General features: G+C 71.1%; 11 protein-coding genes and 1 riboswitch. Of the genes, 2 read left to right on the top strand and 9 right to left on the bottom strand.

Going from position 1 to position 13,063, the window contains the following annotated elements:
* Window positions 1-71: 71 nt before the first annotated feature.
* The 6 genes from ABEA87_RS24105 to ABEA87_RS24130 all read right to left on the bottom strand — a co-directional run bounded on the left by ABEA87_RS24105 (window position 72) and on the right by ABEA87_RS24130 (window position 8,050).
* Window positions 72-1,898 carry a 2-isopropylmalate synthase gene (locus tag ABEA87_RS24105; protein ID WP_345633094.1) on the bottom strand — a complete coding sequence of 609 codons (1,827 nt, stop codon included), beginning with the start codon at window positions 1,896-1,898 and terminating at the stop codon, window positions 72-74.
* 57 nt (window positions 1,899-1,955) lie between these two features.
* The gene (locus ABEA87_RS24110; RefSeq protein WP_345633218.1) at window positions 1,956-2,294 is read right to left on the bottom strand and encodes a hydroxyisourate hydrolase; all 339 of its coding nucleotides are present in this window, start codon (window positions 2,292-2,294) and stop codon (window positions 1,956-1,958) included.
* A gap of 285 nt (window positions 2,295-2,579) precedes the next feature.
* Window positions 2,580-2,795: a DUF5988 family protein gene (locus ABEA87_RS24115; RefSeq protein ID WP_345633096.1), complete on the bottom strand. Its 216-nt coding sequence runs from the start codon at window positions 2,793-2,795 to the stop codon at window positions 2,580-2,582.
* A 157-nt stretch (window positions 2,796-2,952) separates the two neighbouring features.
* Window positions 2,953-3,672 (bottom strand): 4'-phosphopantetheinyl transferase family protein, encoded by a 720-nt coding sequence (locus ABEA87_RS24120; RefSeq protein ID WP_345633098.1) that lies wholly within the window; start codon window positions 3,670-3,672, stop codon window positions 2,953-2,955.
* A 198-nt stretch (window positions 3,673-3,870) separates the two neighbouring features.
* Window positions 3,871-4,560, bottom strand: a complete 690-nt coding sequence (locus ABEA87_RS24125) for a carboxyl transferase domain-containing protein (RefSeq protein WP_345633100.1) — start codon at window positions 4,558-4,560, stop codon at window positions 3,871-3,873.
* Between the two features lie 625 nt (window positions 4,561-5,185).
* Window positions 5,186-8,050, bottom strand: a complete 2,865-nt coding sequence (locus tag ABEA87_RS24130) for an alpha/beta hydrolase (protein WP_345633101.1) — start codon at window positions 8,048-8,050, stop codon at window positions 5,186-5,188.
* A gap of 335 nt (window positions 8,051-8,385) precedes the next feature.
* Between ABEA87_RS24130 and ABEA87_RS24135 the strand changes: the two genes are divergently transcribed.
* Both ABEA87_RS24135 and ABEA87_RS24140 read left to right on the top strand, forming a co-directional pair.
* Window positions 8,386-8,862, top strand: a complete 477-nt coding sequence (locus tag ABEA87_RS24135; protein WP_345633103.1) for a MarR family winged helix-turn-helix transcriptional regulator — start codon at window positions 8,386-8,388, stop codon at window positions 8,860-8,862.
* Window positions 8,859-10,907 carry an MFS transporter gene (locus tag ABEA87_RS24140; RefSeq protein ID WP_345633104.1) on the top strand — a complete coding sequence of 683 codons (2,049 nt, stop codon included), beginning with the start codon at window positions 8,859-8,861 and terminating at the stop codon, window positions 10,905-10,907. The genes ABEA87_RS24135 and ABEA87_RS24140 overlap by 4 nt, the downstream gene beginning before the upstream one ends.
* A 47-nt stretch (window positions 10,908-10,954) precedes the next feature.
* On the opposite strand, the gene ABEA87_RS24145 is transcribed toward ABEA87_RS24140, so the two are convergent.
* From ABEA87_RS24145 to ABEA87_RS24155, 3 genes are read right to left on the bottom strand one after another with little or no spacing between them, the layout of a single operon-like run.
* Complete coding sequence (locus ABEA87_RS24145) at window positions 10,955-11,755, bottom strand: (2Fe-2S)-binding protein (RefSeq protein WP_345633105.1); 801 nt, start codon at window positions 11,753-11,755, stop codon at window positions 10,955-10,957.
* A 31-nt stretch (window positions 11,756-11,786) separates the two neighbouring features.
* Window positions 11,787-12,647, bottom strand: a complete 861-nt coding sequence (locus tag ABEA87_RS24150; RefSeq protein ID WP_345633106.1) for a CbtA family protein — start codon at window positions 12,645-12,647, stop codon at window positions 11,787-11,789.
* 31 nt (window positions 12,648-12,678) lie between these two features.
* Window positions 12,679-12,894: a CbtB domain-containing protein gene (locus ABEA87_RS24155; protein ID WP_345633107.1), complete on the bottom strand. Its 216-nt coding sequence runs from the start codon at window positions 12,892-12,894 to the stop codon at window positions 12,679-12,681.
* Window positions 12,895-12,929: 35 nt separating this feature from the next.
* Window positions 12,930-13,054: riboswitch (cobalamin riboswitch) on the bottom strand.
* Between the last annotated feature and the right edge of the window lie 9 nt (window positions 13,055-13,063).

Here is a 13,063-nt window from a genome sequence, read left to right on the forward strand (position 1 = left end):
CCCCTACGCCACGAGTTCCGGTTGCCTACTTACAGGGTGCCCGGCGGCGTTCTCGAAGGACTATCGCGGCACTATCGCCACGTCGCGCCGGCCAGCGGACGCCCACCACGGGCCATCGAGGGCGCCCGGTTCGGCGTCACGGCGGGCGCCCGGTTGGGCGTCGCGGAGGCGGCCCGATTCTGCGCCACGGGCGCGTTGGGCGCGGCCGGGGTCGCTGCCGGGGGTAGACAGGTCAGGTTGACCTCTCGGGCCCGGGACAGGGCAGCACCGACCGCCGCCCGCGCGGCCCGCCGCGGATCCGGGTCCAGGCCCACGCCCCACCAGTGCTGGCCGCGCACGTCGCAGTCGGCATACACGGCGTAGCCGGCCGCACCGACGATCTCGGTCGCCACGGTCCGCTCCAGGCCGCGCACCCGCACGCCCCACTGATCCAGATCGGAGATGACGGCCTGCACCTCATCGGCGCGGGCGGCGCCGACCGCGAACCCACCGCCGTCGACATGCAGCCAGGCCGGCACGGCACCATCGAGCTCCGGCACGAACGGGCCCTGCGGCCCGCGATAGGTCCGCAGGAACAGGTCGTAGATCCGTTCCGGGGACAGCTCGCCGCCATCGCGGTCGGCGGCCCGCTGGACGTGCCCGGCGAACTCGATCTGGAGTTCCCGCGGCAGGTGCAGCCCGTACCGGGAACTCAGCGTGTACGCCACGCCGCCCTTGCCGGACTGGCTGTTGATCCGGATCACGCTCTCGTACGTGCGGCCCACGTCGGCCGGGTCCAGCGGCAGGTAGGGCACCTGCCACGGCACCGCGTCGGGGTCCCCGGCGGCGGTGACGGCCCGGGTCCGGGTGGCGAAGCCCTTGTTGATGGCGTCCTGGTGCGACCCGGAGAACGCGGTGTACACGAGGTCGCCGCCGTACGGGTGACGCGGGTGCACGGCTATCCCGTTGCACTCCTCGACGACCCGCCGGACCCGGTTGATGTCGCTGAAGTCCACGGTCGGGTCGACGCCCTGGGTGAGCAGGTTCAGCGCCAGGGTCACCAGGTCGACGTTGCCGGCCCGCTCCCCGTTGCCGAACAGGCAGCCCTCCACGCGCTCGGCGCCGGCGAGCATCGCCAGTTCGGCGCTGGCCACGCCGGTACCACGGTCGTTGTGCGGGTGCACCGACAGGCACAGGTGCTCCCGGCGGGACAGGTTGCGGTCCATCCACTCGATCTGGTCGGCGAAGACGTTCGGCATCGTCCGTTCGACGGTGGTCGGGAAGTTGAGGATGATCGGCCGGCCCGGGCCGGGCTCCCACACGTCCATCACCGATTCGCAGACGTCCAGCGAGAAGTCCAGCTCGGTGTCGTTGAACAGCTCCGGGGAGTACTGGTAACCCAGATCGGTGCCGGCCAGGGTCCGGTCGGCGTACTTCATCATCAGCCGGGTGCCGGTCACGGCGAGATCGCGCACCTCGTCGCGGGTCATGTCGAACACGACCGACCGGAACACCGGCGAGGTGGCGTTGTAGATGTGGATGGTCGCGGCGCGCACCCCGACCAGGCTCTCCACCGTGCGGCGGATGAGCTCGTCGCGGGCCTGCGTCAGCACCGAGATGCGCACGTCGTCCGGGATCAGGTCGTGCTCGATGAGCAACCGCAGGAAGTCGTGGTCATCCTGGCTGGCGACCGGGAACCCGACCTCGATCTCCTTGTACCCGAGCTCCACGAGGAGCCGGAACATGGACAGCTTCCGCTCCGGGGACATCGGGTTCACCAGGGACTGGTTACCATCCCGCAGATCCGTCGACAGCCAGCGAGGCGCCTGGGTGAGGCGGCGGTTCGGCCAGGCTCGGTCCGGCAGCACCACGGTACCGGCGGGCCGGTACCGATGAGCCGGACTGGTGTTGTTGTTCACGATGGTCCTCCTCGCGGGGTGTGACAATGGCGCCGGCGCGAGGCAACGCGGCCACCATCAACCGTGCGTTCCGAAGTACATCGTGTACGAGGCCGGGCACAGCACTACCTGGATCTGGTACGTGTCGTAGTCGTCGGCGATGCGGAACGTGGCGGAGACTTCTGGGTACGCAGCCTTCACACCTTGGCCAGCGAAGTAGCGGTCGCTGTCAAAGATGATCCGGTGGGCGGTGCGCTCGAACTTGTTCTCGCTCCAGTCGACGATGAAGCCATCCGCGTCGGTCTCGCCGAAGGCGACCGGCATCCAGCCGCCATCGGTCACGCGTTCGATGCGGGCCGGGACCCCGGCCGCGGAGCGGCCGTACATACCATCGAGCGCGCGCGCCGAAACGTTCATCGCTACCACCCAACCTTTGAGGACGAACCGTCCACGGGTATCGGGTTCCGATTGCCCGGTGATCGGCTTTACCCAGCTTCTCCGGCCTCCTTATCAAATCGCTATCGCCGCCCCATCCCATCGCGCCCGCCGCTATCGTCGCCCCATCCGCGCAGGTCACGGGCACGACGAAGGCCGGTAGCGCCGGCGGGGGCCGGCCGGCACTACCGGCCTACAGAGTCGGGTGAGCCAGTCTCTCGGCGACGCCGTGGACCGGCCGCCTCGGGCAGCGGACGGGCGCGATTCCTACTCAGCGATCCGGGTAGTGCCGGTCCACTGAAAGACGGGGGGCACGCCGGGCGACTCCACGGTGAGCCGCTCGAAATGCTCGTACCGGCCGTAGAATTCGATCTTGACGCGCAGGTCGTCGGCGGCCACTCGCTGCGTGCGCAGCGACAGCGGAAGGCGCTCGGGGCCGCCCTGCAGACTCACCTCGACGATGTCGTTCCGACGGTAATTCATGATCGTAACCTCCATCGCATCGGATCAGTGATCGCGATGCCGCCCGATCGGCGACACTCTCCTCTCGTCCCGAATGACCTTCCTGCCTCCCGGGCGGCTAACGCGATAATTCGAGGTTAGGAAGGTCACACCGAGACAGGAACCCGTATGGGTACCCCTACGAACCAACCGAAGTGCCGCTGCGGCGCATACCGGTTGCCGGTTTCCGCCCGGTCTCGGCCAGCGAATGGGGCAGCCCGATCGCGGTGAGGAGCAGCCCGTCGCGGGCCAGCCACCGGCCGGTGAAGCCGGAGATCCGGGTGCCGGCGATCCGCGCCGGCGGCGCCAGGATCCGCGCCGTGAACGTCCCCTGGTGCGGGACGATGCTGACCGCCGCGTCGGTGAAGTCCAGGAACTTGTGCGTACGCGGATACCAGGCCTTGTAGATCGATTCCTTGATCGAGAACAGCAGCCGGTCGAAGCACACCCCGTCCAGGCCGTTGATGCGGGCCAGTTCGCTGCGCTCCGAAGGAAGCGACACGGCCTCCAGCACGCCGCCGGGCAGCGGCTCGTTGGGTTCGGCGTCGATGCCCAACGTCATCAGATCCGACCGGCGGGCCACGGCGGCCGCACGGTACCCGATGCAGTGGGTGATGCTGCCGACGATGGACGCCGGCCAGCTCGGCTCGCCCTGCGGCCCGTGCGGCACGATGGGCGTGGGCGGCAGGCCCAGTTGCTGCATGGCGAAGCGGGCGCACCATCGGCCGGTCACGAACTCCCGGCGGCGCTTCTCCACCGCATTGGCGATGATCACCTGTTCCGCCGGGAACAGCGGGACCTCGCGGTCCTCCCGGGTCTCCCGGCAGGAGACCGAGGGCGGCAGCAGTTCCTCAAGCATCGCAACACTCCAGTTCGGGAACGCGCTAGGTCATCGCCAACGCACGGTGGTACCGCCTCGGTTGGCGCGCTCGGCGCGTCACAGCGGAATGTTGCCGTGGTCGCCCCGGCCCGGCGGCGGCTCGGCTCGGCGCCTCGGTGACGCGGCCACGGGGCCCGGTCGGGTCCAGGACCTCCCTCGCGACCGGCTTCGAGCCCATCACGACCACCTCGGCTCGCCCGACGCGTCGCCGTCCGGCGGGGAGAACAGGGTCACCAGGCCCCGAGCCAGCCGGTAGGCCTCGGACTCGTCGTCGGTGGTCACACGTACCACCCCGGGGCGGCCGTGCGCGACGGTGCCGCCCGGCGGCTCCAGATCGAGCTCTTCGCGGAGGACGCCGTGCACCACGTCGGGTCCGGTCGCGAACACCCGGTCGGTGCGGCACGTGACGATGAGGTCGGTCAGCGCCGGGCCGTACGCGGCCGCGCCCGTCGCCGGTCCCACCACAATGGACAGTTGCGCCACCCGGCCCGAGGCCCGGGTCATGGCCACGAACATGCGACCCATGCCCTCGAACGACTGCACGCCGCCGGCGAGCTTGGCGCCGCCCGAGTGCCACACGCCGATGACCGGCGCCCGGTCGCGCACGGCGGCGTCGATGGCCGCGACGATATGGGTGGCGGCGTCGTCCCCGATCGCCCCGCCCATGCGGGCGCCGTCCGCGCAGTACGCGTACGCCCGCCGGCCGTCGATGGTGCCCCGCACGACCCGTGCACCGCTGGTGTCGGCCGGGTACAGCGGCTCCACCGATCCGGCGTCGAACAGGTTGGCCAGCCGGACGAACGGATCCCGGCGATCGGACGCGACGGGTGGCGCGAGGTCGCGCCCCACGGCTATGGCTACGGTCACTGGATCCTCCCCCGAGGTGCGGTCTCCAAGGCCAGGGTTGTGGCGATGGCGTTCGGCGCGGGGAATCAACCACCGGACGTCGACCGGCCAGGGAAAATTCCTCACCGCGACCGTAAAAATCGGCGACGATACCGACAACCCCTATGGGCGCGAGTGGGCCGTCGAAGGCGGGTCGGCGGACGGATCGGTTAGGTTCATCGCGGCGCGGGTAGTGGTGCGGGACCGAACCCCTAGGGGAGAGCACACCCGTGGTCGGGGTGCGTCGGCGTGGCCCGAGCATCGGCGCGCTATCGGCGCTCGATCGAGTCGCGGTCCGCGACCCATTTCGCCGGAACGGCCGCCGGTGGGAGCCGGACGCGCCAGCGGTGGGTTGGGACGCCATCTTACGTGCCTTCGAGCCCATCGCGCACGCGCATCACAGAGCGATCCAGGAATTCGCGAGCCGCGAGGTCCGCGCTCCGGGGACGATAAGATCGTGATCTACGTCGAATGCCGGAAGCGACCGACTGCGCCGTCATTTCCGGGACTTTGCGCCGATTCGACGGCGGGACGCCGCCCTACCGGCGGGCATCGGGCCCGCCGCGGCCGGGATATCCCCGACCACGGCGGGCCCGCGGGTCGGCCCTCAGTGCGCCGATCGCACGTGCTGGATCGCCTTGGTGACGTAGCCGGAGCCGGCACCGGTCGCGGTGAACGTGGCGGTGCCGCTCGGGGTATCGGCCGGGATGGTGGTCACCAGCCGGACCCGGCCGGCACCGTCGGCGACCGCCCGGCCGAGCGAGGTGGCGCCGAGTGTGAACTCGACGCTCTCCCCGGCCCGGTACCCGCTGCCGCGCAGCGTGGTGGTGGCGCCGGCGACGGTACCGGTCACCTGGAACCGGCCCGGCGTCAGCGACGCCGCGTACTCCCGGCACGGGTCGCCCGCGACACCGACCTCGGGCGCCGGAGTGCCCCCGGTGACCCCGTCGTCCTCGCGGACGGTCAGGGTACCGAAGCCGTGATCACCCATCACCGCTCCGGTGACGTCGGTGGCGGAGACCTTGAACGACGTGGACGCCGTCGCGCTGGGCAGCGCGTCGCCGTACGTCGGCACCGTCACCGGCACGCACACCTGCCCCGGGGCGAAGGTGACCTGCCGCATCGTCACGCCGGCCTTACCGGTGGCCGAGCCGAACACGCTCACGTCGGCGGTCACCGGATGGTCGACACGGCGGGACAGCACGGCCGCGACCCTCGCCGTACCCGGGCCGGAGCCCTCCTCGACGCGCGCCGCCGCCACGTTCACGGTCGCCTGCTGCGCCGGTACCCGGGCACCGACCGCACGGTCCTCCAACGAGAGGTCGGAGAGGTAGACGCCGCCGGAGTCGGTACCGTCGGCGCCCCGCGCGCCGGTGAACCGCACCTCGCGCACGTCGCGCCGGTTGATCCCGGCAAGCGCCGAGGTCGGGATCGTCACCTGCTGGAGGATCACCTTGCGCAGCCACGGCGAGCTGACCCCCGGCATCCGGGTGACCGCCTGCGGGTTGAGCGCGGAGACCGGTGCCGACCAGGTGCGCCCGGACCCGTCGACGACCGTGATGGTCAGGTCGGTACCGGTGGAGACGAACTCGTCCGCCGCCACCTTCACCGAGATCTGGTCGTACCCCCGCACGTCGCGCGCCGCGGGCGGCACCGTCACCCGGGCCTGGCCGGTCCGCGACGCCCAGGTCAGGTGCAGCATCGGTGACGACGGATCGTTCCACGCCCACTGGGCCGGCGACCAGTGCGGCACCGCCGCCTCGTTCAGCGTCGTGGTGCAGAACGGCTGTGCCTGGGGCAACTCCACCCCGCCCGACCCGCCCATGCTGGCGCAGACGTGCGCGGTGGCGTCGCCGAGCACGCGGACGCCGGAACCGGACCGCTCGAAGGTGTTGATGTCCACCCGCGACTTCGCCGGCTGGGTGGCGGTCGTGGTGATGTGCGCGAACGCGGTCGACGGCGCGGTCACGGCCGAACCGTCGAACAGCGGCTGGAACTGCCGCTCGTTGCCCAGGGTGAGCCGGAAGAACCCGGCGACGTACGCGGTCTCCACCGCGACCTGTTGGGTCGGGCTGAGCCGGGTCGTGGTCGTCGACGACGGGTCGCAGACCGGATCGTCGGCGCCATCCGCGGCGGCCCAGTCGTCGGAGGTACCCGACGGCCAGCCGCCGGGGGTCCAGATGGTGTTGAAGTAGTTGTGGTTGGCGCCCATCACCAGCACCGCCGAGCGCAGCACGTTGTCCGCGAAGGCGTGCCGCGAGTCGTCGACGATGTGCTGACCCATCAGGTTCTCCACGTCGCCGTCGCAGTACGGCAGGACGGTCGCGGTCGCCACGTTCGGCAGCGAGATACGGTCGTAGTCGACCGGCGCCAGCGGCAGCACCGCGCGGATGCCGAACTGCTGTGCGACCGGTAGCGCGTCGTTGAGCGTGGACGCGGCGACCACACCCTCGCCGCCCCGCGAGTGGCCCATGATGCCGACGTCGCCGAAGTTGAACCTGCCGATCAGGTCGGCCGGCGTGACGTCACCGTTCAGGGCCTCGCCGAGATTCACGTCCCGGTCGGTGAACGCGTCGTGGTACACCGCCGGCGCTCCGGCGTCGGCCTTCTTCAGCATCCGCAACGTGTCGAGGATGAGTTCACCGCGGGCCTGTGCGCCGTAGTCGGCGGCAAGCTGGTTGTCGCTGGCGTTGATGGCGTTGGCGGAGATGGAGACCACCACGTACCCGTCGCTGGCCAGCGCGCGGGCCGGCGCGTCGTACCCGAGGAAGCTGGGGATCGGGAACCGCTGCTCGGTACTGGTCGGCGAGGTGAGGCAGGGCCAGCCGGCCGGGTTGGGCTTTCCACTGCCGTAGCACGACGAGTGCCGGCCGTGCTCGAAGATCACCACCGGATGGCGGCCGCCGCCGTCCGGCAGGTAGATCTTCCCCTCCAACTCACCGCGGATGCCGCCGATGTTCAGCAGGGGGATCGCCTGGTCGCCGAAGTCGTAGACGGCCTCGGCGACGCGGTGGGGTCCGGGCGTCGACGGGTCGACCGGCAGGACTTTCGGGGTGCCCTGCGGTGCGGAGCGGTCGGCGCCCGCGCCGGGCGCGGTCGGGTCCGGTGCGGTCGGCTCCGGTGCGCTCGCGCCGGCCGTGCCGTCCACCGTCGCGTCGGTCGTGACCGAGCTGGCCGTCAGCACCGAGGCGTCGGTCGTCACCAGCGACAGCGACCGCCCGTCGGCGGACTCCGTCGCGGGCCCGAGGCTCTGGCCGTCGGCGGCGAGACTCGGCGCGCTCGCGGTGACCGGCAGCGGCCGGTCGAGGTCGAGGGTGACCCGAAAGCCACCGGCGACGCGGGTGATGGACCAGTGTGAGCCCGCGGCCACCTGGTCGGTGTGGCCGCCAGCGGCCGAGGCGGTGCCGTTGAGCAGGGTGGCGGACAGGCATGCGAGCACGAGGGGGGCGGCGAGGCGTTTGGCACGTCTCATGCGCCGGGTCTGCTGAGACACCCGTGGTCCTTCCTAGTCGACGGAACGGCGTGCAGCGGCATCGCTGCTATTGATATGTGGCGATGCCGCTGCCGGGCAACCGTATCCAGTCGGCGCGGGGCACGGAAGACCGATCTTGTCACCTGCGTATTCCGGCGCCTCGCGTATTCCGGCGCCTCGGAAACCACCGGCGACATGAACCATTGGCTATATGCCAACCGCGCCGCCCACCGGGCGATGCCGGCACCACACCCGCCCGTCCCGCCCACCCGTTCGCGGATCAGACCAACACCCTGGTTTAACAAGTAGCTTGTCTTTTTGCTACCGTGGACCGCGTGGACAAAGCAAGGATCGATCGGACCACGGCAGAGGTGGCGGTGCGGCTGTCCGTCGCGCTGAAGCGGCTGCGCTCCAGGCTGCGCGAGGAGGCGGGGATCACCCGGACGGGCTTCACGCTCACCCAGCTCGCGCTGCTGTCCCGCCTGATCGAGGAGGGCCCGGCGACGGCGACCGCCCTGGCCGCCACCGAGCACGTGAGCCAGCAGGCCATCGCGCAGAGCGTGGCCGCCCTGAAGGCCGCCGGCCTGGTGGGCACCGCGCCCGATGCCAGCGACCGCCGCAAGGTCATGATCAGTGTGACCGACGCCGGCCGCGAACAGCACGACTCGCTGCTGGCCTCCCGGGAGGCCTGGCTCGTCCGGGCGATCGACAAGATCATCGCCCCGGAGGAACGGGCCAGCCTCGACACCGCCATCGAGCTGCTGGAGCGGCTCGCCGCCGCCGACCTGCGCCCCGAGATCGAGATCCGATGACCTCGACGACCACGGGCGGCGGCCGGACGGACCCGGCCGACGCCTTCGGGTGGAAGTTCGTCACCCCGCTGTTCATGGGCTCCGCGCTCAACCCGGTCAACAGCTCCGTCATCGCCACCGCGCTGGTGCCGATCGCGGTGGCCCTGCACGTCTCGGTCGGCCGCACCGCGCTGCTGGTCTCGGCGCTGTATCTGGCCAGCGCGATCGCGCAGCCCACGGCCGGCAAGCTGGCCGAGGTCTTCGGGCCGCGCCGGGTGTTCCTCAGCGGCATCGTCATCGTGCTCGCCGGGGGCGTGCTCGGCGGCCTGAGCCGGGACCTGGCGATGCTGGTCGTGGCGCGGGTGCTGATCGGCATCGGCACCTCGGCCGGGTACCCGTCGGCGATGCTGCTGATCCGTCGCCGAGCGGCGTGGGCCGGCCTGGACGCCCCGCCCGGCGGCGTGCTGGGCGGGCTGGCCATCGCCGGGCTGGCCACCATCGCGGTGGGCCCGCCGATCGGCGGGCTGCTGGTGGGCTCGTTCGGCTGGCGGTCGGCATTCCTGATCAATATTCCGCTCACCCTGGTCGCGCTGGCCATGGCGGCGTTCTGGATTCCCCGGGACCGGCCGGTCGACGGCCCGAAACGGGCCCGCGCGGTGGCGGCCCGCATCGACGCGGCCGGCATCGCCGGCTTCGGCGGAGCGATGACCGCCCTGCTGGTCTTCCTCATGTCGCTGCCGCACCCGAACTTCGTCGCGCTGGCCGTGACGGTCGTGGTCGGCGCGGCCCTGGTCTGGTGGGAGCTGCGCGTGGCGACGCCGTTCTTCGACGTACGCCAGCTCATCGCCAACGCCGCCCTGACCCGCACGTACCTGCGCAGCGGGCTGACCCTGCTCGGCGTGTACACGGTGCTGTACGGCATCAGCCAGTGGCTGGAGGCCGGGCGGGGATACTCGGCCGAGGAGGCCGGCCTGATCATCCTCCCGATGGGCGTCCTGTCGGCCGTCATCTCGCGACCGGTGTCCCGGCGCAACCTGGTACGCGGGCCGCTGATCGCCGCCGCCGCCTCGATGCTCCTCGGCTCCCTCGGGGTGCTGCTGTTCACCTCGCACAGCCCGGCGATCCTGTTCATCGGCGTCACGCTGATCTTCGGGATCACCATCGGCACCACCTCGGTCGGCAACCAGACCGCCCTGTACGCACAGGCGCCACCCGAGCAGGTCGGCACCGCGTCCGGCCTGCTCCGCACGTTCAGCTACATCGGCTCCATCGCCTCCGCCACGCTCACCGAAATCACCTTCCGCACCAGGGTCACCGACGGCGGCCTGCACCTGATCGCCATCATCCTGGTCGTGGTCGCCGCCGTGGCGCTGCTGATGACCCTCGCCGATCGCCGCCTACGGAATTCCGCGCGGCCCGAGACCCCCGGCCGCGACCCGCGCGCCGGAGCACAACAAGGAGCACCAGTGACCGACCCCTCCCCCGTCCTCGACCCGCGGCGCACCGCGCTGCTTGTGATGGACCTGCAGCCGGCGATCCTCGGTTCGCTCGCGGACGCCGACGCGCTGCTGTCCCGGCTGTCCGGCGCCATCGCCACGGCCCGCGACAGCGGCGCGCACGTCGGCTACGTGCGGGTGGCGTTCGAGGACCAGGACTATTCGGCGATCCCGCCGGAGAACAAGACGTTCGCCCGGCTCCACGGTGGCGGCTACCTGCGCAACGACTCGCCCGAGTCCGCCGTGCACGACGAGGTCGCGCCCCGGTCCGGCGACATAGTGGTCCGCAAGACCCGGGTGGGCGCCTTCTCCACCACGGATCTGGACCGGCAGCTGCGCGACCGGGGCGTCACGACGCTGATCCTGGGTGGCGTCAGCACCAGCGGCGTCGTGCTGTCCACCGTCCGCGACGCGGCCGACCGCGACTACCGGGTGCTCGTCCTCTCGGACGGCAGCGCCGACCCGGACCACGAGGTACACGACCTGCTGACCCGCAAGATCTTTCCGCGGCAGGCAGACGTCATCACGATCGCCGAGCTGCCCGAGCTCCTGGCCGCCGGGCGGTCGTAGCACGGAGGTGGCGCGGCGGTAGTGGTGATCCGGCGGTGGTGGTGCGGTCAGCGGTTGAGCACCGCCTGCCACTGCCGCCGCCGGATCGGCTCCGGCGTGAGCACGCAGTCGCCGCACGTACCGCCGCCCGGGATGCGGTAGTACAGGCAACAGTTGCGCCGCACCAGGAACCAGCGTGCCCGGCCGGGGTCGGGGCGGGCCAGGGTGGCGGTGCCGCGCAGCGGGGGCAGGGCAAGCGCCCGCTCGACGACGGCCGCCGCCGCCTCGGCGTGGCCGGGCATCGCATCGGCGATCATCCCAGCCGCGCCGCCCAGCGCCGAGGACACGTTGCCCCACAGCACGTGTGGCGAGACGCCGAATCGGTCGCGGAAGGCGTCGAGCACCGGCTCGACCAGGCCCCGGATCGCCGTACGGGTCAGCGCGTCCGCGACGGCAGCGGCGTCGTGACCGGCGCGGTCGACGGCGACGAGACCTCGATAGGCGATCGGGATCGGTCCGCCATCGACCGGACGCCACCACATCCGGCGGGCGTCCGGCAGCGGCAGCGCGCCCCCGACCGCCACGGCGGCCAGCGGCGGCGACAGCAGCCGGGACGCCAGGCCGAGGAAGACGATCGAGGCGACCACCCGCTCGCCGAGGTCCTCGATGCCCAGCCCGGACATCCGCGCCAGTGCCCGCCGCCCGGCGGCAACCCGCTCCGCGATCACCTCGGCGTCCAGCAGCTCCCGCAGCGGTCGCCAGTCGGGCCCGCCGTCCCCCGGCTCCCAGGCGAAGTAGGGGCCGATCCGCGCGGCGGCGCGCAGCACAGGTCCGGCGTCGACCTCGGGGCCCAGCTGATCGGGTGGCACGGCCTTGACCCTACGGGTTTCCGGATCGGGGTCAGGCGCCGACCGGCTCGGGTTGCCGTCCCCGAGACGCCGCGGCCGCGCTCGGCTCCAGCAGCCGGGCGGCCAGCGGGCCGAACACCAGACCGATGGCGGTCCACATCAGCAACTGCGCGGCCACCGAGTACAGCCGGAAGCTGAACAGCGCGTCGGCCGGGAAACCCGGGTACACCATGTGCCCGCCCGAATCGGTCAACGGCTGCGGCGTCTCGGTCAGGTGGTTGCCATACGACTGGTTGGCCGCCAGGTGCCCCAACGACGGCAGGATCACGATCACGATCCCGACCGCGACGACGAACACCCCACCCGCCAACAGGCTCGCGTTCCAGTTGCCGAACCGTGGCCGTAGCCGCTTGCCCAACCACACGCTCAGAATCAGCAGCGCCAGCGTGCAACCCACCATCAACAGGTACAGGAAGCCCCGCTGCCGGATGGTGTCCGGGTGCCCGATCGCCGGCGGGTTGGCCGGATACTTCAGGAACGGCACCAGGTACATGCCCAGGAAACCGCCCGCCGCCACCAGCATCGCCAACGGTCGGGGTCGCAGCCGACCGGTACGCCCCAGGCACACGCAGTACGCCACGGCGAACAGCGCACCCATCGCCATCCCGAAGAAAATCAGCGCCACGCCGATGCCCACGTCCGCCTGGATGGTCCGGCTGAAGATATCCGGACCGTCGGCTGGCATCGGCAACCCGGCCGCCTTGTCCAGCGCCTCCTGCGCGGCGTCCCGGCCGCTCTCGTAATTGATCGCCCGCTGGATCACCGGCTCCGCGAAAATCCGTGCGAAGACGAACGCCAGCAGACCACCCACCGCGCCGGCGAGCACGCCGCGCAGGATCAGTCTCTTCTCCATGTTCGGTTGTCCACCCGTCCGCTGATCGCCGTCAGTGGCAGGGGAAGCCGAGGAAATGCCGGCCGTCGTGGACGAACTCGTGCACGTGCATGTCACTACCGAAGATCGACAAGGCGCCCTGGTCCACCCCGATGAAGTAATACACCAGAAGCGCCAGCACGACCGTGCCGGCCAACCAGAGCACCGACTTCGACACCGGCAACACCAGCGGCGTCGACGTTTCCCGGGAACCAGAAACAGAACTCACGACGGGCCTCCTTCAGGGATCTTGCGTCCCTCTTCCAACGGGGCAACGCGACGGCGAAGTATCTGACTCACGAACCACCCGACCCGGGTGACTCGCTCACAGTGGCGCGACCGTGCTGGACTCTCACCAGCTTCCTCACACCATCACGTGACCTTGACAGTACGGACCC

The organism is Rugosimonospora acidiphila (assembly GCF_039543385.1).
GTDB classification, from domain to species: Bacteria; Actinomycetota; Actinomycetes; order Mycobacteriales; family Micromonosporaceae; genus Rugosimonospora; species Rugosimonospora acidiphila.

Bases quoted from the DNA above. Each gene is read 5' to 3' on its own strand.
- ABEA87_RS24110 (WP_345633218.1), bottom strand. From the start codon at position 2,294: ATGAACGTTTCGGCGCGCGCGCTCGATGGTATGTACGGCCGCTCCGCG.
- ABEA87_RS24115 (WP_345633096.1), bottom strand. From the start codon at position 2,795: ATGAATTACCGTCGGAACGACATCGTCGAGGTGAGTCTGCAGGGCGGC.
- ABEA87_RS24120 (WP_345633098.1), bottom strand. From the start codon at position 3,672: ATGCTTGAGGAACTGCTGCCGCCCTCGGTCTCCTGCCGGGAGACCCGG.
- ABEA87_RS24130 (WP_345633101.1), bottom strand. From the start codon at position 8,050: ATGAGACGTGCCAAACGCCTCGCCGCCCCCCTCGTGCTCGCATGCCTG.
- ABEA87_RS24140 (WP_345633104.1), top strand. From the start codon at position 8,859: ATGACCTCGACGACCACGGGCGGCGGCCGGACGGACCCGGCCGACGCC.
- ABEA87_RS24150 (WP_345633106.1), bottom strand. From the start codon at position 12,647: ATGGAGAAGAGACTGATCCTGCGCGGCGTGCTCGCCGGCGCGGTGGGT.